Below are 22912 nucleotides of genomic sequence, written 5' to 3'. Positions count from 1 at the left end.
CTGCTTATTATTCTGTGAACGAAAGCGGATAGAAACGGATCACTTCATCCGGATAGAAGGCATAGCCGCTGATCTTATTGCTCATGCCGACAATGCGGTTGTACTCGTACAGATAAGCCCAAGGTGCTTCCGTTGTAATGATTTCCTGTGCCTGTGCATAAAGCGCGTTACGTTTGTCTGTATCCGTCTCTGTGTTCGCCTCTTCCCACAGCTTGTCTACTTCAGCGTTCGAGTAGTTGATGTAGTTGGAGGAGCCTTTGCCGTACAGCAGGAAGCCGAGGTGATAGCCCGGATCATTGACGAAAGATGTCCATTTGGAGATGTAAGAGGTCAGGTTATTGGTCTTCTGCTGCTCCAGGAACTGGGCACGGGCCAGCTTATTGATGTTCATGGTTACACCGATTTTGGCCAGCTCAGCCTGAATCAGGACCGCATCATCTTCCCAGTCATCGAACCCGGAACCGAGCGTGAAGTCAAAGGTGAATCCGTCCGGATAGCCTGCTTCGGCCAGCAGTTCCTTGGCTTTATCCAGGTTATGCTCATATACAAAGCCTGCATCCGTGAAGCCCGGCGTGTTGCTTGCTACAGCGCTCTTCATCTGCTTGGCCTGGCCGTACATTACACCGCTCAGCAGCTCCTCGTAAGGAATCGCATAATTGATCGCCTGGCGGACTTTTACATTATCAAAAGGTTTCACGTTGTTATTCATTGCGAAGAAGAGGATGCGGTTACTCGCGTTCGAAGCGACAGTCAGGTCAGTGTTGCTCTTCAGTGACTCAACATCCTTCGGAGGAATCTCAATCGCCATATCTACATCGCCTTTATCCAGCAGCAGCACGCGGTTAGAGGCTTCCTTCGTGAACTTCATGGTTACCTTGCTCAGGTTAGGCGCACCTTGCCAGTAGCTCGCATTAGCTGTGAAAACAGCTTCGGTAGCCGGGTCCCATTTCTCCAGCGTGAACGGGCCGGAGCCGGCGGCGTTCGTCTTGAGATAGTCCGCTCCCTGCGCTTCCACCGTCTTTTGATCAACAATGGAGAAGGTATACATCGCAATAATCTGCAGGAAATTATGATTGGCATTAGTCAGTGTGATCTCTACTGTAGAAGCATCTTTGACTGCTACAGACTTGATCGCTGTCATCCCGTAGAGGAAACTGCCGGAACTGGATTTCGCCACCCGGTCAAAAGAGTACGCAACCGCCTCGGCATCCACCGGATTTCCGCTCTGGAAGGTCACGCCCGGTTTCAGCTTGAATGTATAGACGGTGTTATCGGCATTTACTTCCCAGCTCTCGGCCAGCATCGGCTGAATGTCTTCTGTGTTAGCGATATTTGCGCCGTCTTCAGTTTTGATGCCGTAGGTGACCAGCTGATCATAAGCGGCAAGCACGAGTGTATCGGAGGTGAGGTCATTGGCTTCAGCCGGATCAAGCGTGGTACCGCCCTCGGAATACGCAACCGTCAGGTTAGACTTTACAGCTGCGGCCGTCCCGGTATTCCCCGCCGCGGATGTTGTGGCAGCTGGTGTCTGCGGATTGGCGCTGCTTGCGCATCCGGCCAGCATGATGGAGAACGCAACAAATGTGGACAACAGTTTAATTCTTTTCATCAATAATTCCTCCCTTTTCTCTATCCTGCCTGCATTCTGATGCTGCTTGTGATCATGCGCCGTTAGGCAGACCCTGATCTATATCTACCGGGATATTGCAAAGCTGCGGGTGCTTCTTGCCCCCTGCTGCTCCGCTTATTTGCCCGAGCGCAACCGTGGATCAAGTACATCTCGGAAACCGTCACCGAGCAGATTGAAGCCTAAGATGGATGTGGCAATGGACAATCCCGGAAAAGTAACCAGCCACCATTGCCCGGAAATGATGTATTCCCGGCCTTCGGAGATCATCGCGCCCCATTCGGCAACGGGAGGCTTGACCCCAAGGCCCAGGAAGCTGAGACTGGATGCGGTCAGGATAGCAAATCCCATTCCCAGGGTAGCCTGTACCATCAGCGGTGCCAGGGCATTGGGCAGAATATGCTGGTATAGAATGACCGTATTCTTCACACCGATCGCCCGGCTGGCCTCAATATACTCCTTCTCGCGCAGCGAGACGGTCTGCCCGAACATCAGCCGGGCGAATTCAGGAATGCCGACAATCCCGACAGCGATCATTGCACTGGTCAGGCCTGCGCCGATGGAGGCGGCAATGGCCATGGACAGAACGAGCGACGGGAAGGACAGCAATATGTCCATCAGCCGCATAATGACCGTTCCGGTTCGTCCGCCGTAGTAAGCGGCGATGCCGCCGAGCGGCACACCGATTACGAAAGAGATGCCCACGGCGATCAAGCCGGTCCAGATGCTGATCCGCGCCCCGTAGAGTACCCGGCTGTGAATATCGCGGCCGAAATTGTCGGTTCCGAACCAGTGGCTGGCCGACGGCCCCTGCAGCTTGTTCGCCATGTCTGTAACATAAGGATCATGCGGGGCGATCCAGGGGGCGATTACCGCGATAATTGTCCAGATTAAGATGAAAGTTAACCCCAGGGCGGCCAGGCGGTTATGCAGCAGCAGGGATAGTAGAGTTCTGGGCTTGGCCGGAGCCGCAGGCTTAGCCGGACTGCCCTGTGCTGAGTGTGCTGCAGTGCTCACAAGCATTCTCCTCCTCTCATGTAAGCCGTTTTATTCATATCTGATCCGCGGGTCAATGAAGCCGTAGATTAAATCGACTGCCAGGTTAATACCGCAGTAAAGTACGGCGCTGACAAGGGTAAAAGCTTGAATCGGAGCGTAATCTGCAGCCAGAATGGAGTCGGTGACATATCCGCCGATTCCCGGCCAGGAAAAAATCGTCTCCGTAATGACCGCTCCGCCCATCAGAAATCCAAATTGAAGGCCGAGGACAGTCAGCGTTGGAATAAGTGCATTAACAAGCGCATGCTTGCAGATAACGGCTGATTCCCGCAGCCCCTTGGCCCGGGCGGTACGGACGAAGTCCTGATCCACCACCTCCAGCATGCTGGAGCGGGTCATCCGGGCAATGATTGCCATCGTCCCTGTGCTGAGGCAGATGGCCGGGAGCAGAAGATGCGCCAGGCTGCTTCGGAGGGCGGCCGTATCTCCGGAGAGAATGCTGTCCAGCACATACAATCCTGTAAGATGTACGGGCGGGTTAAGGTCACCGCTGATTCGTCCCATAGGCGCCGGAGCCCAGCCGAGTATAGAATAAAAGATGTAGATAAACATAAGGCCCAGCCAGAAAATCGGAACACAGGCACCGATCAGCGAGAACACCCGGGAGATGTGATCCAGGATTGATTCTTTGCGGGTAGCGGCGATAATACCGACCGGAATGGCTACGAGTACCGCGATCAGGATGCTGGCCAGTGTAAGTTCAATAGTGGCCGGAAAACGGGAGGCGAGATCACTGGCAACAGAATGCCCGGTGTGATAGGCATAGCCGATATCTCCTTGCAGCAGCTGGCCGATGTAAGCAAAAAACTGAATGTACAGCGGCTTGTCCAGCCCCATATCCTGGCGGATCTTGTTCACGATGTCCTCCGGCGCCTGCTCGCCTGCCAGCATAATGGCGGGGTCGCCTGGCAGCACTCTGGAAAGAATGAAGGTGATGACGATGATCCCGAGCAAGGCCGGAATCATTTGCACAAGTCTTTTTAGTGTGTAGGCAAACAATGAATCAACCCCCTTACGGCTTCTGCCCGTCTCTTGCGGCGAGCCTGCTCTTTGTGGCGGGACTGACGGTCCCATGTCAGGTACTGTACTGTCTGGTTGTTCTCTTTAGTAGTTGTGCTTATTCTACATAGATTTTCTAACCCGCTCTACGTCCCGTTCAGCTAAAAAAATGCACAACCGTTTGTTGGTTGTGCACTACCAGAGGCTTTATATGTCACCTTTACTGACATTAGATTCCGTAAATATTCCAATAACGCCTATTTTTCCTGCAAATAATAGTAGATCAGGCACAAATGACAGACAAACTGCTCGCGGGGATCATTCAGGTCAAAACCGGTAATATCGCGGATCCGCTCCAGCCGGTATTTGACGGAGTTACGGTGTATGTATAGGCTGTTCGCTGTCTCAATCAGGCTGCCCCGGCACTCCAGATAGTGATAAAAGGTCAGCAGCATGTTGCTGTCATGCTCTTTGTCATAGCGGAGCAGCTTGCCCAGCTTACGCTCGAACAGGCGCTCGAAGCGCTGGCTGTCCAGACCCTCCAGCAAATGGTATACCTCCATCTGTTCGTAACGGGTTACACTGCCGCCCCCTTGGCCCAGCCGCCGGGACACCGACAGGGCTTTGCGTGCTTCGTTATAACTGGTGTAGATATCCCATAAATATTCCGGAGTGCCAATCCCGCTCCGGTAGCTGCCGAGCCCTGTGCTTTTATCCTGCAGCCAGCCTTCCAGTGTCCTGGCCCAGGAATCTTCATCATCATCTGTACTGGCAGATTTCCGCCCTTCCGGTGTCGGCAGGAACAATACAGCCCGGCTGGACCTGTACTCGACATGAGGGATAACGCCGCGCCTGCGTGCTTCACGGTCCAGCAGACGGTTCACTGTCTCCTCATCCGGCGCGGTCTCCCCTTCAATGACAGCTACCTCCCACTTATGCTCCGGATTCATCTTCAGCTGGCGCGCCCGCCGCTGCACCTCATGGCGTGAAGGCAGCGGCGGCGTCAGCAATTCGTCGATAAAATTACCGCGCAGCCGGAACTCGGTATCCTCAGCAACCTTCCGCCGCATCAGCTCCAGGGCAAATACAAGCCGGGCCTGTTCGATCCCGACCTCCTCCATATCATCAAGCCGCTCCTTATCCACCTGAAGCCGCGCGACTGTGCGCCGGTCCACATGGATATTCCAGCTGAGCGGTGCAGGACGGTGTTCCCAGTCAAAGTCGGACGGTGAAGATACGATAATCTGCTGTTCAGTATCGACCAGTGCTACCGGCGCTTTCAGGAACTCAGCCACATTATCGGTAACTGCCTGTATGCCGCTATTCTCCAGCACCATTGTGGTTAAGGTACGGTACACCTCCTCGGCGCGACGCAGCAGCATCGCCTGGCGCCCTAGCAGCAGTTCCATTACGGGCTGGGTGATGTCTGTATACGGAATCTCCGGCGGGATCTCCACAATCGGCAGGCCGCAGGCATTGCTGGCCTCGATGGCTCCCTGCGGGATTTCCTTCAGGAAGCGGGCCGGCTTGATCGCAAGCGCAGCTGCTCCCACATTATTCAGCGTATAGATCAGGTCAGTCAGCAGCGAAGGGTCGTGCCGGATCGAATAGGCTGTTGTCAGCAGCATCACGCCTTCGCTGACCCAGCCCTTCAGATCCGGAACTTCCATAATATCCACGAACCGGACGATCCGCTCCAGCCCCTGTTCACCGCTGATTACTTTCGCCTTCTTAAGCTCAGGCAGCTCCATCAGCTCCCGCAGTGTAATTCCTCTTGTGTTCATCCTTCGGCCTCCCTCTGCTGTCTACAGTATTTCTTGATTTTTCCGCAAATATGCCACTGCGCACAGATGCTGTTGTGTTCACAAACACTAATGTATTCTCAAAACATAGTTGCGGCATTATCGCGTTCCGCTAGTGTATCAGACATTCCCCGTCAGCCGCAGGAAAATATATCAAATTGCAGATGTTTATTGTGGCGATTCAAAAACTATATCAAAGTACGCCGGAAGGTGCCTTCGGGGTGAGTGGGCTATAAGAGGAAGAAAAACTGCCTGCCTACCTGCGTCACATACGAATACCATCTGGCGGACACTTCGGTTGTTACGGACACCACAGCCCTTATCAGCCCATAATCGTTCCGTTTTACGGGGGTGCGGACATCACAGCCCTTATCCACCACTTTTTGGGTACAATCTTCACTTTTCTAATGTAATAACGTCGCTGGTGTCCATAAGCCTCCGCATTCTGGCGCTTTTCTAAATCTTAACGCCTCTCCTGTCCGTAACGTTAAGCTATGTACTTGAAAACTAGTGCGCGGCTGTCTACTTTGTTGGCAGAGGTTCACTGAGGGGCACTTCTGTTCCTATCTTGGCGCTTCCGCCCCGTTTCGGCGGAATTAGGGGCACTTCTGCTCCTATTTTCACGCTCCCGCCTCATTTCGGCGGAATTAGGGGCACTTGTGCACCTGTGCACTCATCGCCCTATTACGCTTCTTCCCGCCGGAATTCCCTTCTTTCAATCTAATTCTTCTCCTTCTCCCTCTCCTTCTCCGACCCCACAATTCCAGCTCTCCTTACTCTTTTCCCATCCCGCCTTTCCAGCTCTCCTGCCTCGTACTCCGCTCCTCCCCGTATTTGCCCTCTTTCCGCTTGCTGCACAAAAAAACGCCCCCGGACCCGAAGTCCGAGGAACGCTTTAACCTTGCTTAAGCTTCCAATATGGGCCGTGCGGCAGGCCCTCCCTGTGGCTGTACCGGAACGGAAGCCGCCGAAGCGGCTGCTGCCCCGAGGCAGAGGATCGGATCGAACGCGCGGATGCCGAGCTTCTCCTCCAGCTCTGCAGCCAGGCCAATGGTAGCAAAGCCGGTACAGGCCAGTACAATCGCCTCTGCACCGCGCTCCACCAGCCGGGCTGCACCGGCAAGCGCGCCTGCCCGGCCGGCAGGCGTATTCAGATCCAGCGTAGTTGTGACACCGTCCGGCCGATCCATACCCAGATAAGCCTCTCCCAGAATGCTGCGGATCAGCAGCGGCACCTCGGTCAGAATCGTGAGTACACCGATTTTGTCGCTGTAAGCCAGTGACATATGGGCGGCACAAGAGCCGGCTCCCAGCACCGGAACCTTCACCGCAGCTCTTACTTCCCTGAGTGCCGGATCGGCGGCGCAGCTGATGCCAATGGCTGTGCAGCCCTGCTGCTCCAGCTCCCGGGCAAGTGCAATAATCTTCGGAACCGACTCCGCTTCGGTCTCGTCATTGAATACGCCCCGGGGCTGATCCGGAATGCAGCGGCTGATGACCGGCAGGCCGAACCGGCGTTCAACCAGTGCCCCGTGCATATGGACGGCAGGCTCGTCCTGCAGTGTAATTACCCGTATGATTCCAAGCATTCTAATCTCCTCCGATTCAGGCTGTGATCAAACAGCAGAACTCCCGCTTCAGCCTACTTCACTCTCTTCCCAGACTAACTGCGTCTGTATATCCTGCTCCAGCATACTCTCTTCTGATCCCCGCCTTAATCCGGCTCGGCAGTCCTGCTCACAGCAGCTCACCGGCACGCATAATCAGCTTATCATCAATATACACATCCGGCTTCATGACCACGGCATCAATATGCACACCGGCTGCAACTACGCCGCCGAAGGTATTATTGCTGCCAAATGCAACATGGATCGTCCCGTATACCTTCTCATCCTCCAGCACCACGCCTGTAATTCTCGCCTTGTTGTTCGTCCCGATGCCGAACTCACCCAGCAGCCTGCCGTCACCGCTGCCAAGCATGTCCAGCAGCTTCTCTCCGCCTTCCCCCTCGGCACCGGTTAAGCGTCCCTGCTCTACTGTCAGCACCAGCGGGCTGCCCAGTGCTCCGATGCCCGCGATGGAGCCGTCCACCTTAATCTGCCCGGCAGCTGTACCTTCCAGCGGTGCGATATACGCTTCACCAGACGGCAGGTTACCGGATTCACCCGGATTCAGGTATAATCCCGTGCTCAGTACACCATCCCGGCCGGCAATCGAGAAGCTCAAGGCTAATCCGTCCTTCTCGATACGCACCTGCTGTCCGGCAGTCAACAGCTCAGCCACCTGCTCTGTCAGCGCCTTGACCTGCGGGTAGTCCGCAGTAATCGCTCCTTGGCTGAACATATCATCTGTCATGCCCGGCATGGTTGCCACCCGGGTTCCCGCAGCGGCTGCCCCCTTACGCGCCGCCGTATGTGTCATCGAATGTGTCGTGATACATACCGCCACATCCGCTTTTGCCATAGCTTCGGCAATTGGAGCCGGCGGCTCCTCACCGGACCTGCTCCGGGCCTGCATAATCAGCAGCATGGATTCCGCGCCCAGCCGCTTGCCTGCTTCATAGACCGATTCGGCCAGCTCACGTTTGTCGTCGTCGGCTACTACAGCCAGCAGCTCACCGCTGCCAAGCCCCAGGCAGTCCTTAAGAACATTCATGCTGATTCCTATTCTTTGCTCACTCATTGTTCATCTTCCTCCTGATTACACCATTTCCGCTATCAGCTTGCCCATCAGGGCATTAGAGAGCACAGCCGGAATCCCTGCGGATGCCGCCCATTGTCTATGCTGCTCCACATAGCCCATACAGTCAAGTACAATCACATCCGCCTGCCCCCTCAGCCGTCCGGCTGCCGCGCGGAAATCCGCTTCGGTCCCGGTGTACGGCGATGCAGCGGCAAACGGCAGCCTGGTACCGGCTTCAGCAAATTTCTCATTCATGCTGTTCTCCTGCTCAGGCAGTGGACCAATCAGCCCCAGACGCCGCCCGCCCAGCATCGCCTGTACCACCGGAGGAATAATCCGGTCCGGCTCAATGAGATGGGCAGCAGTTGCATGCAGCCCCGGAAATACGCCGGTACAGGCCAGTAAAATGACCTTTATTCCGGCTGCTTCCATTAGCTCTACTTTCTCCTGCAGAACAGGCTTTATCCGTTCCCGGGAGATTACTGCCGCTGAACCGTCCGCCATACGGGTAGTCAGTACATACTCACCAGTACCCGGACTGAAACGTTCAATGATCTCAGCAGCCGTGAAGCCGTCCAGCACGCCGGCCTGTACCAGTTCAGCCTTGCCGTCCAGGTACTGCTCGATAATCGGTGCAACATCGGTTCTCGGGGTTTGACCAATGGTAATCAAACCAATCTGGCTCATCATAGGCCCTCCTCTCAGTTTACAGCGCTGCATCCAAACAAAGGCATACACGCCTCTAATCATAAGCAGGCGCTGAAGTGAAGCTCAGCGCCTGTCTTGTATCCGTACTATTATGAGCCGGCGACTGAGGCCAGGTTGCCCATGGTCTGCAGCACCTTCATGGAGCCGTACAATCCGGAGATCAGGGCGAACTCCTCCTCGTTATAGAAGGAGCAGGTGCCTTGAGTGACTTCCTTGGCTGTCTCAATAGCGAACCGGACCGCTTGAGCGATATCCACCTCATGGCTTGCGCCCGTTCCGCACCCCGGTACCATAGACTGGGCTGTAATCGCCAGGCCTACAACCGGAGCAGCCGTAGCAACTGCAGGCTGAAGGATCGAGTTGATATGATACAGCCCGTTGCCGTAAGGTGTAATATCCTGAGTCGTCACAGGAAAAGTAACGGGAAACTGTCCGGTAGTCATTTCCTTGATACGCAGCAGATCTTCACTGACCCGCAGAATATACCCTTCTTTGACGGTAGGCGAGATCGCAATGCCTTTATGATTCACCACACGGTTGCCTTTGGTCGTATCAATGGACAGAATCGCCTCCATCTCCGGCAGCACCTCCTGCTCATTCATCTGCAGAATATCAACCGGGGAATCCATGAAATCAACCGGCTCATGCGGCAGCGTCGGAGCATCCGGGCAAATATGCGTCGTGACCAGCACATCCCCTGTCAGCACATCCCCCTTAGTCTGCATGTCAGCCAGCTTCAGTGCTGATGCAATGGCCGCTACTGCGCCGTCCGCATCGGACACAATGCCGGTCCGGCTGGGCCGTGCCCCGATGCCGCCAAGCCGGCCGACAATCCCGAAGGTGGGTGCACTGCCGCCTCCAAGCTTGCCCTTACTGCCCGGAATGGTGATTTTAACGAATTCTGTGCTGCCTTTCTCGCCTTCTACTTTTCGAACCTCGACGTTAACTGCAGAGTACTCTGCGAAAAGCTGCCTGACCTGCTCACCGTTCACATAAGCGCTGTCCAGTGCGTTCAAGACTGTAATTGTCTGCTGTAGTGCCATTATAATTCCTCCCCGGATGTGTGCTCATGATTGTTATGTTTGCATTTATACTATCTTAAATATCAAAACGTCCACAATGTGCCGCTCTGCCAAACCTGAGCTCTATTTCTTGTCCTTCGCAGATAAACCTTACGCAGGAGGTACGTTCTTTCCCTTTCAAAATGCTGAATATAGGTTATAATTACCAAATTGGCGGATAGTCAGAAGAAATTCAATTCAAGAATTGAAATGAGGGGAAGATATGAAATCAGAACAACGTGAGCCTCAAGCTGCGCAAGAGCAGCTCAATCAGGCCATCGACAATGAAGCACGGAGCACGGGATTCTCCGGGGCAGTATCAGTAACACGGAAGGAACAGGCGCTGACGGCTAGAGCCTACGGATATGCCAACCTCGCAGAAGAAAGGTTAAACCAGTTCAATACCCGCTTCGGAATCGCTTCCGGCTGCAAATTGTTCACTGCGGTAGCCGTCTGCCAGCTGGTGGAGCAGGGTAAGCTTTCTTTTGACAGCAAGGTGCTTACCGTATTACAAGATTACGAGTTTCCAAGATTCAGTCCGGAGATTACAGTGCATCAGCTGCTCACGCACAGCTCGGGAATTCCGGATTATTTTGACGAAGAGGTTATGGATGATTTCGCGGCACTCTGGAAGGAGACTCCGATGTATACGCTGAGGCGGCCCGCCGATTTCCTCCCGCTGTTTGCAGCACTGCCGATGAAATTCACGCCTGGTGAGCGGTTCCACTATAACAACGCAGGGTATATTATGCTCGGTCTGCTTGTCGAAGCAGTAAGCGGAATGAAGTTCACGGATTATGTGGAGCAGCAGATTTTCCGGCCGTGCGGGATGACGGACTCCGGTTATTTCGCCCAGGATGCCCTTCCGGCCAATACCGCACTTGGCTACACGGAGAATGAGCATGGTGAAACCATCAACAATGTCTATTCGCTTCCCGTGGTAGGCGGTCCAGACGGCGGCGCATTCGTTACGGCAGCAGATATGCAGCGGCTGTGGATAGGGCTATTTTGGCATACGCTGCTGCTGCCAGCGACTACAGAACTGCTGCTGACTCCTCATATCCGCGAGGATGAAGACAGCTACTACGGCTATGGAGTATGGATTCAGGTCCGTAATGGCAAGGTGATAAAATATCATGTCATGGGTTCCGATCCCGGCGTCTCCTTCCGGTCGGCCGTCTATCCGGCAAGCGGAGTAACCTTCACCGCTCTCTGCAACCGGAGCAGGGGGGCTTATAGGATGATGCAGGTCCTTGAGGCGAATCTGCCGCTTCAGCAGGAGGATGATCACCCTTGAGGATGACAAATGAAGAAATGCTGGCCAATGTGCAATCACAGCTTGCACTTGACCTGAATTGCTCAGTGGATGACCTGAACAGCGGCAGGGACAGCCTTGTTTTTGTTGAAGCCAAAGAAAATCCGGGATGCAGACCTTTTCCAAGGAAGGAACGTTATTTCGAAATCCTGTCTATGGGACAATCGATTATCGTTTCAGCTACACCAGAACGTTTGCAGATTGCCAGAATTATGATGCAGGGCAACAGCAGGGATGCTATTTTCTCCTTACCGTTTATCCGGGGACTTTACCTGCACTTCCTGCCCGATATCATAAGAATGCAGCCAGTTACACCGCCCGGTTCTTTCACTTTTGAACTGATTCGGCGTGAAGAGGTAGTCCGGTTGTTTGATGCCGCAAGATTCAATGAAGCTGTTATTTATGATCCGGAGCTTCCCTGGCAGACCGATCTCGCAATGCTTGCAATGCAGGACGGGGAAATTGCCGGTGTGGCCGGAGCAAGCCAAACCTGTGCAAAGCTGTGGCAGATTGGTATAGAAGTACTGCCGCAATATCGTAACATGGGATTAGCCGGTTATCTGGTGAACAGGCTGACTTATGAAATACTGGAGTGCGGCGGAATACCAAGCTATGACGTTATCGCCAGTAACATTGCTTCACAGCGGGTGGCGCACCGGCTGGGGTATTTTCCCGCCTGGGTGTCCGATTGGCGCTGCAATTTCGAAGGGCTAGAATAAATTCTATATTTACAAAAAAAAACCGTACGCCAGCGATTGCTGATCCGTACGGCTTTTGGCAGTTCATGATATGGCTTAGTAGCGGGTCACGCCATCTTTAGTCACCAGTGCAAATACGAGCGGCTGCGGCGGAACCGGCTGCGTGGAGATGCGGTAAGCTTCCAGCACTTTGGCTTCCGCTTCCTGCACCTTGCTCTCGCTGGCACCGTTCACATGCAGTACGGCCAGCGTATCGCCTGCGGCGACAGCATCGCCGACCTTCAGCGCCAGCTGGATGCCGACAGCCAGATCAATGACGGATTCCTTCGTCTCCCGTCCGGCGCCAAGCAGCATCGCGGCTACGCCGATCTCTTCTGCCTGAATGCTCTCGACATACCCCGCTGATGCAGCCTTCACTTCGATGAATTTCTGCGCCGCCGGCAGGGTATCCGGAGACTCAACCTGCGTGGCGTCGCCGCCTTGCGCGGATACCATCTGCTTGAACTTCTCCAGCGCGCTGCCGTCCTCAATGTGAGCCAGCAGCATCTCGCGGGCTTGCGTCTCGTCCTTCGCTTTGCCGCCGAGCACCAGCATCTGGCTGCCCAGAATGAGGCAGACCTCCTGCAGATCCTTCGGCCCGCGGCCCTGCAGCGTCTCGATGCCTTCCTTGATCTCCAGCGCATTGCCGATGCCGAAGCCCAGCGGCTGGTCCATGTCGCTGATTACAGCGACTGTGTTACGGCCAAGATGCGTACCGATATCGACCATCGCCTGAGCCAGCGCAATGGAATCTTCCAGCGTCTTCATGAACGCGCCGCTGCCTGTCTTCACATCAAGTACGATAGCGTCAGCCCCTGCAGCAATCTTCTTGCTCATCACGGAGCTGGCAATCAGCGGAATCGATTCAACGGTGGCGGTTACGTCGCGCAGCGCATACAGCTTCTTGTCAGCAGGCGTGATGTTGCCGGACTGGCCGATAACAGCTGCACCGATCTCCCCCACCTGCGTGAAGAAGCGTTCACGGTCCATCTCCACGGAGAACCCGGTGATCGACTCCAGCTTGTCGAGTGTGCCGCCGGTGTGGCCGAGGCCGCGGCCGGACATTTTGGCAACCGGAACTCCGGCTGCGGCGACGAGCGGTGCGAGGACAACGGTTGTCTTATCACCTACACCGCCGGTGGAATGTTTGTCTACTTTAATCCCGGCAATCGGGCTAAGATCTACCTGATCACCGGACATCGCCATTTCCATCGTCAGATCGCCGGTTTCCCGCGCATTCATGCCCCGGAAATACACGGCCATTGCCCAGGCAGAAATCTGGTAATCCGGAATCTCGCCTCTGCTGTAGCCTTGGATCAGGAAAGCAATTTCCTCACGGCTCAGCTCTCCACCGTCTCTTTTCTTCTGAATCAGATCTACAGCGCGCATTATAGCCCCACCTCACGGACAAAGGCCCGGATCAGGCCGATAAATTTCGGTTTGGTCAGGTTAGCCACTTTGACTACCTGCTCATGGGTCAGCGGCTCGAGCTCATCCCCGACCGCCATATCGGTGATACAGGTAATGCCGAGTACGCGCAGCCTGCTGTGGCTGGCTACGATTACTTCAGGCACCGTAGACATCCCGACGGCATCGCCGCCATAGTACGCCAGCATATTCAGCTCAGCCGGAGTTTCATAAGTTGGACCGCTGATACCGGCATAGATCCCCTCTTGCAGTACAAGGGCTTTGCCGTCCACGCCCTTAATTCCAGACGCCAGCTTCTTGGCCAGGGCAATATATTCAGGATCATAAGCCTTAGACATATCCGGGAATCGTACTCCGAGCTCCGGATCATTCGGTCCGATCAGCGGGTTATCACCGGTCAAATTGAGATGGTCGGTAATCAGCATAAGATCGCCGGCGCTGAAGGCTTTGTTCATCCCTCCGCCTGCATTGGTGATCACCAGTGTCCCTACACCCAGCTTAGCCATTGCGTATACCGGCAGCACCACCTTACGCATCTCGTAGCCTTCGTAATAGTGGAAACGGCCCTGCATGATGATAACATCCTTGCCTTCCAGCTTGCCGATGACGAACCGTCCGGCATGTCCTTCTACTGTGGATCGAGGGAAATGGGGGATTTCTTCGTAGGGCAGGTAGATAGCATCCTCGATCTGGTCACCCAGATCACCAAGGCCGGAGCCGAGAATGAGCCCGATGCCCGGCTTATAAGAGCCTAATCGGGACTGAATATATGCAGCGGCTTCTTTGACCTGCGCGCCATACGGGACAGTTGCTTGAGTCATGTGTTGTTCCTCCCGGAATTATAGATAATGTAATATTCGTGTGCCTGGAGCTTATCCTACATTTTCGGAATAAAAGCCAGTACCAGCTTCAGGAAGTGCTCACGCACACGCTCCGCTGTTTCCATAACCTCAGCATGGTTCAGCGGCTGTTCAAGAATGCCCGCGGCCATATTGGTAATACAGGAGATGCCCAGCACTTCAATTCCGGCATGACGGGCCACAATCGTCTCAGAGACCGTGGACATCCCTACAGCATCTGCTCCCTGGCGGCGCAGCATGACGATTTCAGCCGGAGTCTCATAGTTCGGTCCCAGCAGGCCGGCGTATACGCCTTCCTTGAACTCGAAGTTCAGTGCTGCGGCAGCTTCTTTGGCGGCTGCAATCAGACGCGGGCTGTAAGCTGTGGACATATCCGGGAACCGTACACCCAGCGCGTTATCATTCGGGCCGATCAGCGGGTTGCGGCCGGTCAGGTTCAGATGATCGGTAATCAGCATCAGATCGCCTGGAGTAAAGTCTGTATTGACCCCTCCGGCAGCATTGGTTACGAGCAGGCTGGTTACGCCAAGCTCCTTCATTACACGTACCGGGAAGGCGGTCGTCTCCGGGCCATACCCTTCATACATGTGGAAGCGGCCCTTCATCATCACCACGCGGCGGCCTTCGATCATACCGATCAGCAGCTCTCCTTCATGCCCTTCTACCGTGGACACCGGGAAATGCGGGATTTCGTTGTAAGGAATTACTACTTCATCCGTAATCAGATCGGCCAGTACGCCGAGGCCGGAGCCGAGGATCAGCCCGATCTCAGGGGCTACGGTACATTTATCTTTAATGTAAACTGCTGCTTCTTGAATATGGTTTTGGGTTACGGCGGTCATGGTTGTTTCCTCCTTGAGGTGGGTGTGTACAGATTGATCTTAATAATATGAAAAAGCTAGTTATTTATATTAATTCAGACAAAAAGCTTGTCCCGTACTGCGGAGCCTTCGCACCAAAGTTATCAGCGATTGTCGCCGCTACATCAGAGAAGGTCTGGCGGATGCCGAGGCTGCCCGGATTCTTGAATCTTGGGCTGTAGACCAGCAGCGGCACATACTCGCGGGTATGATCCGTTCCGGCATGAATCGGGTCGTTACCATGGTCGGCAGAGATAATCAGCAGATCATCCTCACCCAGCGTGGAGAGCAGCTCCGGCAGCGCCTCATCGAACACTTCCAGCGCACGTCCATAGCCTTCAGGATCACGGCGGTGGCCGTAAAGGGAATCAAAGTCTACGAGGTTCGTGAACAGGAAGCCGTCAAACGGCTTGCGCAGCTCATCAATTGTAATCTGGATGCCGTGCTCGTTGCTCTTCGTCGGATAGGAAGCGGTAACCCCTTCACCGGTGAAAATATCATTGATTTTACCTACAGCAATCACATCTTTACCGATATCCTCAAGCGCATTCATCACCGTCGGCTCCGGCGGCTTCACCGCATAGTCATGACGGTTCGGCGTACGCACGAATTTTCCAGGCTCCCCGACATAAGGGCGGGCAATAACACGGCCTACGGAGAATTCCGGAGCCATCGTCAGCTCACGTGCAATTGCACAGGCCGCATACAGCTCGTCCAGCGGAATGATATCTTCGTGTGCGGCCAGCTGGAATACGCTGTCTGCCGAAGTATACACGATCCATGCCCCGGTCTTCATCTGCTCTTCGCCGTATTCTACAAGAATCTCCGTGCCGGATGCCGGCTTGTTGCCGATGACCTTGCGGCCGGTGGCTGCTTCAAATTTCTCGATCAATTCTGCAGGGAATCCGTCAAAATAAGTATTAAAAGGCACCTCGATCTTCAGCCCCATCAGCTCCCAGTGGCCGGTCATGGTATCTTTGCCTACAGAGACCTCCTGCATTTTTCCGTAATAGCCTGCTGGTGCGTCTACCGGTTCAAGCGGCGGCAGCGGAGCGATATTGGCCAGCCCCAGCTTCTGCAGATTAGGCAGCTTAAGTCCGGGAACCCGCTCCAGAATGTGGCCCAGTGTATGGGAACCCGTATCTCCAAAATTAGCGGCATCCGGCGCTTCGCCGATACCTACACTATCCAGAACAATAAATCCGATGCGTTTAAATGAGGACATTGCCGTCTTCACTCCTTCAATAGTTTGCATATTCTTAAGGTCTTGCCTAAACAGGAAGAAACTCCGGGAGACCCGCTCCCGGAAGCTATCCATACAGTATGATTCCATCATAACTTTCTTACTCACAAAAAGCATCTTTTCGGCGGAGAAGGCTTCATTTATTTGGCCCGGGGATGATGGCTTTCATAGACTTCCTTCATGTTCCTGCGGGCAATCCCGCTATAGATCTGCGTTGTTGAAATATCGGAATGGCCCAGCATCTGCTGCACCGAGCGCAGGTCTGCCCCGCCTTCCAGCAGATGCGCAGCGAAGGAATGCCTTAAAGTATGCGGTGTGATGTCCTGCTCTATACCGGCTTCCCGGGCATGCTTCTTAATAATCTTCCAAAAGCCCTGGCGGGTCAGACGTCCGCCCAGACTGTTGAGGAACAGCGCCTTCTCCTCCCGGTTCCCCCGCAGCAGCTTGTCCCTCATACCGGAGATATAACGGACTACACATTCTGCCGCAAGCATCCCGATCGGCACCACCCGCTCCTTGCCGGAGGCTGCGCTGCAGCGGGCAAATCTCAGCTCTGTATTCACATCGTGCACGTCCAGCGAGATCAGCTCGGTTACACGGATGCCGGTTGCATAGAGCAGCTCCAGCATCGTTTTATCGCGCATTCCTTGGGGGGCAGCTTCATCCGGAACAGCCAGCAGACGCTCGATTTCTTCAATGCTAAGAATCATCGGCGGTTTCTTGCTTGGCTTGATAGACTCCATATCCAGTGTCGGGTCTTGCCCGATCAGCCGTTCCTTCAGCAAAAAATGAAAATAGGCCCGCAGCGAAACCGTATTCCGGTTTACCGTTGCCGCAGCCTTGCCTGCTCCGCGCAAAGACCCGAGATAGAGCATAATATGCGTTCTGTTCATCTCTTCCAGCCCGGCAGTGCCGCGCTCCTCCATAAACTCCAGAAACTGCGTGACATCCCTTCCGTAGGATTCAAGCGTGCTGGAAGACAACCCTTTGTCTCCGGACAAATACTGTATAAACGGCTCCAAGTGTGATTCCATGGGCTCACGCTCCTGTCATGCCGGAGGCTGCCTCAAGCAGTCCCGGCAGTAGATACAGCAGCAATCAAAGCGGTGAATTCTGCCTGATATGCTATAGATTGATTCGACAGACTTCCGGTTTGTTCCTGCAAGGAGGAGGGCTTACTCCCCGTACCAATAATATAAACGCAGACGCTGCCCTGCACTGAGACCCTCATCCGTACCCCCGGCATCATAAAACGCCCGGACGGCTGTGCCTTCCGGTATATCCTCCTGCTGCGCCGGACTAATCCACACACTGACCCAGCTCATAACATAATACAGCACACAGCTCAGCGTAACCAGCAAAGCCATGAAATACAGCCTCCGCACGGTTTTGGGCAAAGAAACAATCATCTGAACCCCTCCTAAAAGTTCTCTTGGCATGTCCTTCACTTTATGCGCCGGAGGGGGAGGTTATGTACTATACGGAAGATTAAAATAACCCCACAAAGTGGGGCTTTGGCTTCGAGGATTACTCAGGTACTTTGCGGGGACCCCAAAACATATAAATTCTTATCTTATTAAAAAGCCCCCTCCAGCCATTCAGCCGGGGAGAGCTTGTGCGGTAATTCTTCATATATAAGCTTATTCGGGAGTATTGCCTTCCGGAGGATTCTTCTCCTTGCAGCGGTGGCATATTCCGTGAAAATCAAGTCTATGATCAAGCACCGTAAAATTATAATCCTTCTCCAGCCGCTCTTCCAGCGGGCCCAGCCAATCCTCGCGAATCTCATCCATGGTTCCGCATTGTACACAAATCAGATGATGATGATGATGCTTCGCAGTATCCGTACGCAGGTCGTAGCGGGCAACACCGTCGCCGAAATTGATCTTCTCTACAACATGAAGCTCACTGAGCAATTCCAGGGTACGATATACGGTAGCGAGACCGATCTCGGGAGCCTTTTCTTTCACCAGCATGAATACATCTTCAGCGCTTAAGTGATCATCCTCGTTCTCCAGGAGAACTCTTAAGGTCGCTTCCCGTTGAGGTGTAAGCTTGTATCCTTGGGATTGTAGTTGTTGCTTAATCTTGTCTATCCGGGCTTCCATTGTCTCCCTCCCCCTTGGAAAATTACCGCACCGGGCTTCAAGCCACTTCTTCCATTATAGGGGGATATAGTTTGAGAAGTCAAACGGTTTTAGCGGGCTGTACAAAGTGAATCCAAAAGGCCGAATAGCCAGTTTTACGATCGGTTTATAGTATTTGAAGGTCTGAATTCTTGCCAGTCAAGCATTTCCTACCAGCAAAGGCGTCACCCACCGCATCATCGCCGGCGTCACCCAAGCTTCAAACCCGGAGATTCCCATAACCAGCAGCGCCATCCCGAAAGACAGTAACGTATACATGAGAAAAGGCCGGGTCACCGTAGTCCGCCGCTGCTGGCTCAGCACCCGGCTGCGGATCATCAGGAGAGAGAAGGCTATCGCAGCTGCGCTGCAGACGAGCAGCACCGGAATCAGCACCAGATTATGCGGGGCAACGGACACCAGGGCAAACAGCATCCCGTGCCAGGAATACTGGCTGACAAGACAGCCGACGGTGAAGCCGATCAGCACGCCTTTGAGGAAATCCAGGATCAGAATTCCCGGGAGGCCGATTACAGACAGGCCCAGAATCCAGATCAACCCGATCCATTTCAGATTGAAGGCGGCGATGCTCCAGTAGGAGTCCTCAGCTGCCGGCAGCCCCTGCTGGTCGATGGTCATGAAGAAATTGCCCAGATAATCCCCCAGCTCCTGCTGCTGATCCAGCGTCAGTGCACTGACAATAAGCGCGCCGAAGACGACCCCCACCAGAAATAATACCGCGACAAAAATATAAAGAGGCGTCTGCTCCTTCATCATCAGCCTTAAACTGCGCATGGGACATGCTCCTTTCCGGTCACATGTTACACCATATGAAGGAATGTCCCATACTATGACTTGTCCTTGGAAGTTAAGCACTGTCATACGCTGCGTCCAGGTGTCTAAGACTGCGGCTTAACCACCTTGCCGTATGTCCCTCCGCCTCCGGCCGAGAGCATCAGCTGCCCCGTCCGGGCCAGCACAATCTGCGCCGCCAGCTCTGTTCCGGCTACTGCAGCAAGCGACGCCTCATCCGCCTTGTGCAGAATATTCATCTCTGTGCCAAAAGCCTGCAGCAGCATGTCCAGCTTACGCTTGCCGAGCCCGGGATTAAACTCCAGCGGCACCTGGTAATGGTACGGCGGACGGTGATCCGGAATGAGCGGCTGCTCCCGGCCGGCAATATCCAGGATCCGGTCCAGCACGCCTTTGACCAGCTTCGTGCTGCCGCAATACGGACAGCGACCCGTTGTGGCGTAAGCCTCGTCAATAATGCTGCCGCAGCAGCCGCAATAGGTGCGGTGGTATTTCCCGAGCCGCGGATTCAGCCCGAAGTTGGCGCTGACCCGGCGCCCTTGCGAGCGTTCCAGCGCGAGCTTCAGCTCAGCGAAGGACGGCTGCTGCAGCTCAATCACATTATACTCGCGGCCGATTTTACCGAGGGAATGGGCATCGGAATTGGTCAGGAAGCTGTACGGATCAAGCTCCGGAATATACCCGGCCATCTCCGAGTCGGCGCTGAGACCCAGTTCCACTGCAGCAATGCCCTCCAGATCAAACAATTCCGCCATCCGCTCCGCCGCACAGCCGTACAGTCCTTTGTGCGGCGTGAAAATATGCGCCGGAATCAGCAGTCCGCCCCGGCCCGTTATCTCCTCCTGGAGCGTCCGGGACGGTGCATAGAGGCGCTGTGAGCTGAGATTGACATTGCGCATATGGGCGCTCATCCAGCCGCTGAACGCCTCCATCGCCTGAAGATCCGGCATGAAGGCGAGCACATGGCACTCCCGGCGCCCGGGCTCGCGGATCTCAATCTCGGTTCCCAGAATAATGGTTGTCCCCCGGTAGGTAATGCCGCCGCCTTCCGCAACTGTCATCTCACCGGACTCAAGCGCTCCGCGGATATCACGCAGCACGCCCGGAGAATGGCTGTCAATGATGCCGATCAGCTCAATCCCCTTGCGCTCCGCTGCCTCCTTGGCAATCCCGGCGAAGGTGAGATCACGGCTGCCGCTGATTTTGACCGCTTGTCCCTCTGAGGTCCGCCCGATATGCACATGCAGATCGCAGTAATAGCTGCGCAGCTTACGCTCTAGTGCCATTGTCCGGTCAGCGTATAGAGATGCCAGGCATAGACAGCCATCATCGTTTTGGCATCGGCAATCCGTCCATCTGCAATATACTGATAGGCTTCTTCCAGTGTCAGCTCGGAAACTTCCAGGAACTCATCCTCGTCCAGCGCCATCTCTCCCGCCTCCGCATCCTCTGTCACATAGAGGTGAATGATTTCATCGGCGAAACCGGGCGAGGTATAAAATGACTTCAGCAGCTTCAGGCTGCCGCTGTGGAATCCGGTCTCCTCCTGCAGCTCCCGGCCCGCAGCGGCCAGCGGATCTTCGCCCTTATCCAGCTTGCCTGCAGGAATCTCGACCTCTGTCCGGTGCATCGGCTGGCGGTACTGCTCAACGACCAGCATTTTCCCGTTATTCAGGGCAAGAACTGCTACGGCTCCAGGGTGCTTCACAACCTCGCGGGTTGCTGTATTGCCATCCGGCAGCTTCACCGTATCCACCTGCAGCGAGATAATATTCCCGCTAAATATCGGCTGTGTTGAAATAGTTTCTTCATCCAATGCGGGGTTGCGGTTAATTTCATCTTTTTTCATAGATTTATGGTCTCCTTTGGCTTGAGGTTGCATAAGGTGTATTATAGCAAACTTAAGAGGAAAGAAGGAATGCCGGCATGCAAGAGACTCCTGTCCGTGTAAGCTCATCCGCTGTAACTATTGTAGGTAAACCGGAGCAGATTAAAGGCGTACTGGAGGGATGGATGAAGCAGTATGGGCGTGACATGCCGCTCTCCTACATCCTGCTCCTGAAGGCTGAAACGCGGATGAAAGCTTCCAAGGCCGGATAAAGCCGCATCGTTCTTCCTAAACATTCGAGTTCCAATATAATAAGAAGGAGCTGTCTTCCGGCAGGCCAGCCCGGGTTCAGCTCCTTCTTATTATCGTTAAACGCAGCAGGTGGACAAGCATTTGCATGCCCGGACTCCTAGGCGCAGTGCAGCTTCTTGACGGATCAGCCCTTTTGGCTCTCAGCTACAATAGCTACCACCAGACTGGCCACCTTGACAATATCGTCTGCTTGGATCCGTTCCTTAGTAGTGTGGATATGCTCGTACCCAACCGCCAGATTGACTGTAGGCACCTTCAGGCCGTTGAACACATTGGCATCACTGCCGCCGCCGGAGGCGAACAGCCGTGTAGCCAGCCCAAGGGAGGTAATGGCCCGGTCTGCCAGCTGAACCACCGGATCATGCTCATTAAAGCTGAACGCCGGATAAATAATTTCGCTGCGGAACTCGCTTTGCGCGCCATGCTCACGGGCAGTCGTTTCCAGCGCTTCACGCATGGAGGCAATCTGCAATTCTACTTTCTCCTGCACAATACTGCGCGCTTCCGCATCCAGCTGCACATGGTCACAGACTACATTAGTCGGGCCGCCGCCGGCGAATTTGCCGATGTTGGCTGTCGTTTCATTGTCGATCCGGCCCAGCTTCATCGCGGAAATTGCTTTGCTCGCCACTTGAATCGCACTGATGCCATCCTCCGGATTAACTCCGGCATGTGCAGATTTGCCAAAGATCTGCATGGTAACCCGTGCCTGTGCCGGTGCAGCAATTGCAATGGCTCCTACCTCACCGTTGGAATCCAGCGCGAAGCCAAAGTCTGCATCCAGATGAGACGGGTCCATGGCGCGCGCGCCCATCAGCCCGGATTCCTCGCCTGCCGTAATGACAAACTGGATCTGCCCGTGCGGCAGCTTCTGCTCCTGGATCACCCGGATGGCTTCGAACAAGGCGGCAAGCCCTGCTTTGTCGTCTGCTCCGAGAATGGTGGTGCCGTCGCTCGTAATCCAGCCGTCTTCGCCCAGGGAAGGCTTGATGCTCTGGCCGGGAACTACGGTGTCCATATGGCAGGTGAAGAGCAGCTTCGGAGCGGCAGTACCGCTGTCCGCAGGCCAGGTCACGAACAAATTACCCGCCCCGTGTCCTGTACGCTCCTCTGAATCATCTTCGGTTGCAGTCAGGCCCAGTGCGCTGAACTTGTCCTTGAGTACATCGGCTATCTGCCGCTCATTTCTCGTTTCGCTGTCAATCCGGACAAGCTCCATGAATTCATTGATCAATCTGTCTCGTGAAATCACTTGGACTTCCCTCTCTTTCGCGGATAAGTTACAATGGTTGTAAGTGGGTTCGTTAACGAATACGTTTCTAACTTAAACTAATCTAAAGGAGTCACTCATGCAACAGAAAAAATGGTTCCGCATCTTTATCTACGTTATGCTGATCGCCATAATTGGCTCTACTCTGCTGGTTGTAATCGAGCCGTTCCTGGCCGGTTAAT

At 54.5% G+C, this 22912-nt stretch carries 23 protein-coding genes; 4 read left to right on the top strand and 19 right to left on the bottom strand.

The features are described 5' to 3' along the window. Nucleotides 1–7 precede the first annotated feature (7 nt). The 8 genes from LOS79_RS03770 to LOS79_RS03735 all read right to left on the bottom strand — a co-directional run bounded on the left by LOS79_RS03770 (nucleotide 8) and on the right by LOS79_RS03735 (nucleotide 9920). Nucleotides 8–1609 (bottom strand): ABC transporter substrate-binding protein, encoded by a 1602-nt coding sequence (locus tag LOS79_RS03770; RefSeq protein ID WP_315416390.1) that lies wholly within the window; start codon nucleotides 1607–1609, stop codon nucleotides 8–10. A gap of 135 nt (nucleotides 1610–1744) precedes the next feature. Then, the gene (locus LOS79_RS03765) at nucleotides 1745–2650 is read right to left on the bottom strand and encodes an ABC transporter permease (RefSeq protein ID WP_397386731.1); all 906 of its coding nucleotides are present in this window, start codon (nucleotides 2648–2650) and stop codon (nucleotides 1745–1747) included. A 24-nt stretch (nucleotides 2651–2674) separates the two neighbouring features. Next, on the bottom strand, nucleotides 2675–3685 hold the full coding sequence (locus LOS79_RS03760; RefSeq protein ID WP_315421970.1) for an ABC transporter permease: 1011 nt from the start codon (nucleotides 3683–3685) through the stop codon (nucleotides 2675–2677). Between the two features lie 257 nt (nucleotides 3686–3942). Next, the gene (locus LOS79_RS03755; protein WP_315416388.1) at nucleotides 3943–5469 is read right to left on the bottom strand and encodes a PucR family transcriptional regulator; all 1527 of its coding nucleotides are present in this window, start codon (nucleotides 5467–5469) and stop codon (nucleotides 3943–3945) included. A gap of 923 nt (nucleotides 5470–6392) precedes the next feature. Beyond that, nucleotides 6393–7076, bottom strand: a complete 684-nt coding sequence (locus LOS79_RS03750) for an aspartate/glutamate racemase family protein (protein ID WP_315416387.1) — start codon at nucleotides 7074–7076, stop codon at nucleotides 6393–6395. A gap of 148 nt (nucleotides 7077–7224) precedes the next feature. Then, complete coding sequence (locus LOS79_RS03745; protein ID WP_315416386.1) at nucleotides 7225–8169, bottom strand: aminopeptidase; 945 nt, start codon at nucleotides 8167–8169, stop codon at nucleotides 7225–7227. Between the two features lie 18 nt (nucleotides 8170–8187). Beyond that, nucleotides 8188–8856, bottom strand: a complete 669-nt coding sequence (locus LOS79_RS03740) for an AroM family protein (protein ID WP_315421967.1) — start codon at nucleotides 8854–8856, stop codon at nucleotides 8188–8190. Between the two features lie 110 nt (nucleotides 8857–8966). Next, nucleotides 8967–9920, bottom strand: coding sequence for a DUF1177 domain-containing protein (locus LOS79_RS03735; RefSeq protein ID WP_315416384.1), 954 nt, complete (start codon nucleotides 9918–9920; stop codon nucleotides 8967–8969). Between the two features lie 241 nt (nucleotides 9921–10161). On the opposite strand from LOS79_RS03735, the gene LOS79_RS03730 reads away from it, so the two are divergent. Beyond that, a complete protein-coding gene (locus LOS79_RS03730) occupies nucleotides 10162–11235 on the top strand; it encodes a serine hydrolase domain-containing protein (protein ID WP_315416382.1) in 1074 nt (357 codons plus the stop codon). Nucleotides 11236–11237: 2 nt separating this feature from the next. Further along, nucleotides 11238–11972: a GNAT family N-acetyltransferase gene (locus LOS79_RS03725; protein WP_315421965.1), complete on the top strand. Its 735-nt coding sequence runs from the start codon at nucleotides 11238–11240 to the stop codon at nucleotides 11970–11972. A 75-nt stretch (nucleotides 11973–12047) separates the two neighbouring features. Here LOS79_RS03725 and LOS79_RS03720 read toward each other — a convergent pair whose 3' ends face one another. The 10 genes from LOS79_RS03720 to LOS79_RS03675 all read right to left on the bottom strand — a co-directional run bounded on the left by LOS79_RS03720 (nucleotide 12048) and on the right by LOS79_RS03675 (nucleotide 21169). Beyond that, complete coding sequence (locus LOS79_RS03720) at nucleotides 12048–13379, bottom strand: pyrimidine-nucleoside phosphorylase (RefSeq protein WP_315416380.1); 1332 nt, start codon at nucleotides 13377–13379, stop codon at nucleotides 12048–12050. Next, a complete protein-coding gene (locus tag LOS79_RS03715) occupies nucleotides 13379–14239 on the bottom strand; it encodes a purine-nucleoside phosphorylase (RefSeq protein ID WP_315416379.1) in 861 nt (286 codons plus the stop codon). Before LOS79_RS03715 ends, LOS79_RS03720 begins: the two co-directional genes overlap by 1 nt. 56 nt (nucleotides 14240–14295) lie before the next feature. Further along, a complete protein-coding gene (locus tag LOS79_RS03710; RefSeq protein WP_315416378.1) occupies nucleotides 14296–15120 on the bottom strand; it encodes a purine-nucleoside phosphorylase in 825 nt (274 codons plus the stop codon). Between the two features lie 64 nt (nucleotides 15121–15184). Continuing rightward, nucleotides 15185–16363 carry a phosphopentomutase gene (gene deoB, locus LOS79_RS03705; protein ID WP_315416377.1) on the bottom strand — a complete coding sequence of 393 codons (1179 nt, stop codon included), beginning with the start codon at nucleotides 16361–16363 and terminating at the stop codon, nucleotides 15185–15187. Between the two features lie 158 nt (nucleotides 16364–16521). Further along, a complete protein-coding gene (xerD, locus tag LOS79_RS03700; RefSeq protein WP_315416376.1) occupies nucleotides 16522–17415 on the bottom strand; it encodes a site-specific tyrosine recombinase XerD in 894 nt (297 codons plus the stop codon). A 141-nt stretch (nucleotides 17416–17556) separates the two neighbouring features. Beyond that, a complete protein-coding gene (locus tag LOS79_RS03695) occupies nucleotides 17557–17790 on the bottom strand; it encodes a DUF4227 family protein (protein ID WP_315416374.1) in 234 nt (77 codons plus the stop codon). Nucleotides 17791–18021: 231 nt separating this feature from the next. Then, nucleotides 18022–18489 (bottom strand): ferric iron uptake transcriptional regulator, encoded by a 468-nt coding sequence (locus LOS79_RS03690; protein WP_315416372.1) that lies wholly within the window; start codon nucleotides 18487–18489, stop codon nucleotides 18022–18024. A 177-nt stretch (nucleotides 18490–18666) separates the two neighbouring features. Next, complete coding sequence (spoIIM, locus tag LOS79_RS03685) at nucleotides 18667–19302, bottom strand: stage II sporulation protein M (RefSeq protein WP_315416371.1); 636 nt, start codon at nucleotides 19300–19302, stop codon at nucleotides 18667–18669. Between the two features lie 104 nt (nucleotides 19303–19406). Further along, a complete protein-coding gene (locus LOS79_RS03680) occupies nucleotides 19407–20606 on the bottom strand; it encodes an endonuclease Q family protein (protein WP_315416369.1) in 1200 nt (399 codons plus the stop codon). Continuing rightward, nucleotides 20597–21169, bottom strand: coding sequence for an NUDIX domain-containing protein (locus LOS79_RS03675; protein ID WP_315416367.1), 573 nt, complete (start codon nucleotides 21167–21169; stop codon nucleotides 20597–20599). Before LOS79_RS03675 ends, LOS79_RS03680 begins: the two co-directional genes overlap by 10 nt. Before the next feature lie 77 nt (nucleotides 21170–21246). Between LOS79_RS03675 and LOS79_RS03670 the strand changes: the two genes are divergently transcribed. Further along, nucleotides 21247–21420: a hypothetical protein gene (locus LOS79_RS03670; protein WP_315416366.1), complete on the top strand. Its 174-nt coding sequence runs from the start codon at nucleotides 21247–21249 to the stop codon at nucleotides 21418–21420. A gap of 164 nt (nucleotides 21421–21584) precedes the next feature. Here the strand turns inward: LOS79_RS03670 and LOS79_RS03665 are convergent, their stop codons facing one another. After that, nucleotides 21585–22712, bottom strand: a complete 1128-nt coding sequence (locus tag LOS79_RS03665) for a M20/M25/M40 family metallo-hydrolase (RefSeq protein WP_315416365.1) — start codon at nucleotides 22710–22712, stop codon at nucleotides 21585–21587. Between the two features lie 97 nt (nucleotides 22713–22809). Here LOS79_RS03665 and prli42 point away from each other — a divergent pair, with 97 nt between their 5' ends. Then, a complete protein-coding gene (gene prli42 / locus LOS79_RS03660; protein WP_315416364.1) occupies nucleotides 22810–22911 on the top strand; it encodes a stressosome-associated protein Prli42 in 102 nt (33 codons plus the stop codon). The last annotated feature ends 1 nt before the right edge of the window (nucleotide 22912 follow it).

The sequence above is a fragment of the Paenibacillus sp. MMS20-IR301 genome (assembly GCF_032302195.1).
Classification (GTDB): Bacteria; Bacillota; Bacilli; order Paenibacillales; family Paenibacillaceae; genus Paenibacillus_AQ.
The sequence above is the reverse complement of the archived record's forward strand: the minus strand, read 5'-3'. Positions and strand labels throughout refer to the sequence as shown.

Bases quoted from the DNA above. Each gene is read 5' to 3' on its own strand.
- LOS79_RS03675 (WP_315416367.1), bottom strand. From the start codon at position 21,169: ATGAAAAAAGATGAAATTAACCGCAACCCCGCATTGGATGAAGAAACT.
- xerD (WP_315416376.1), bottom strand. From the start codon at position 17,415: ATGGAATCACACTTGGAGCCGTTTATACAGTATTTGTCCGGAGACAAA.
- spoIIM (WP_315416371.1), bottom strand. From the start codon at position 19,302: ATGCGCAGTTTAAGGCTGATGATGAAGGAGCAGACGCCTCTTTATATT.
- LOS79_RS03735 (WP_315416384.1), bottom strand. From the start codon at position 9,920: ATGGCACTACAGCAGACAATTACAGTCTTGAACGCACTGGACAGCGCT.
- LOS79_RS03770 (WP_315416390.1), bottom strand. From the start codon at position 1,609: ATGAAAAGAATTAAACTGTTGTCCACATTTGTTGCGTTCTCCATCATG.
- LOS79_RS03695 (WP_315416374.1), bottom strand. From the start codon at position 17,790: ATGATTGTTTCTTTGCCCAAAACCGTGCGGAGGCTGTATTTCATGGCT.
- LOS79_RS03730 (WP_315416382.1), top strand. From the start codon at position 10,162: ATGAAATCAGAACAACGTGAGCCTCAAGCTGCGCAAGAGCAGCTCAAT.
- LOS79_RS03715 (WP_315416379.1), bottom strand. From the start codon at position 14,239: ATGACTCAAGCAACTGTCCCGTATGGCGCGCAGGTCAAAGAAGCCGCT.
- LOS79_RS03680 (WP_315416369.1), bottom strand. From the start codon at position 20,606: ATGGCACTAGAGCGTAAGCTGCGCAGCTATTACTGCGATCTGCATGTG.
- LOS79_RS03740 (WP_315421967.1), bottom strand. From the start codon at position 8,856: ATGAGCCAGATTGGTTTGATTACCATTGGTCAAACCCCGAGAACCGAT.
- LOS79_RS03765 (WP_397386731.1), bottom strand. From the start codon at position 2,650: ATGCTTGTGAGCACTGCAGCACACTCAGCACAGGGCAGTCCGGCTAAG.
- LOS79_RS03720 (WP_315416380.1), bottom strand. From the start codon at position 13,379: ATGCGCGCTGTAGATCTGATTCAGAAGAAAAGAGACGGTGGAGAGCTG.
- LOS79_RS03725 (WP_315421965.1), top strand. From the start codon at position 11,238: ATGACAAATGAAGAAATGCTGGCCAATGTGCAATCACAGCTTGCACTT.
- LOS79_RS03710 (WP_315416378.1), bottom strand. From the start codon at position 15,120: ATGACCGCCGTAACCCAAAACCATATTCAAGAAGCAGCAGTTTACATT.
- LOS79_RS03670 (WP_315416366.1), top strand. From the start codon at position 21,247: ATGCAAGAGACTCCTGTCCGTGTAAGCTCATCCGCTGTAACTATTGTA.
- LOS79_RS03755 (WP_315416388.1), bottom strand. From the start codon at position 5,469: ATGAACACAAGAGGAATTACACTGCGGGAGCTGATGGAGCTGCCTGAG.
- deoB (WP_315416377.1), bottom strand. From the start codon at position 16,363: ATGTCCTCATTTAAACGCATCGGATTTATTGTTCTGGATAGTGTAGGT.
- LOS79_RS03750 (WP_315416387.1), bottom strand. From the start codon at position 7,076: ATGCTTGGAATCATACGGGTAATTACACTGCAGGACGAGCCTGCCGTC.
- LOS79_RS03690 (WP_315416372.1), bottom strand. From the start codon at position 18,489: ATGGAAGCCCGGATAGACAAGATTAAGCAACAACTACAATCCCAAGGA.
- prli42 (WP_315416364.1), top strand. From the start codon at position 22,810: ATGCAACAGAAAAAATGGTTCCGCATCTTTATCTACGTTATGCTGATC.
- LOS79_RS03745 (WP_315416386.1), bottom strand. From the start codon at position 8,169: ATGAGTGAGCAAAGAATAGGAATCAGCATGAATGTTCTTAAGGACTGC.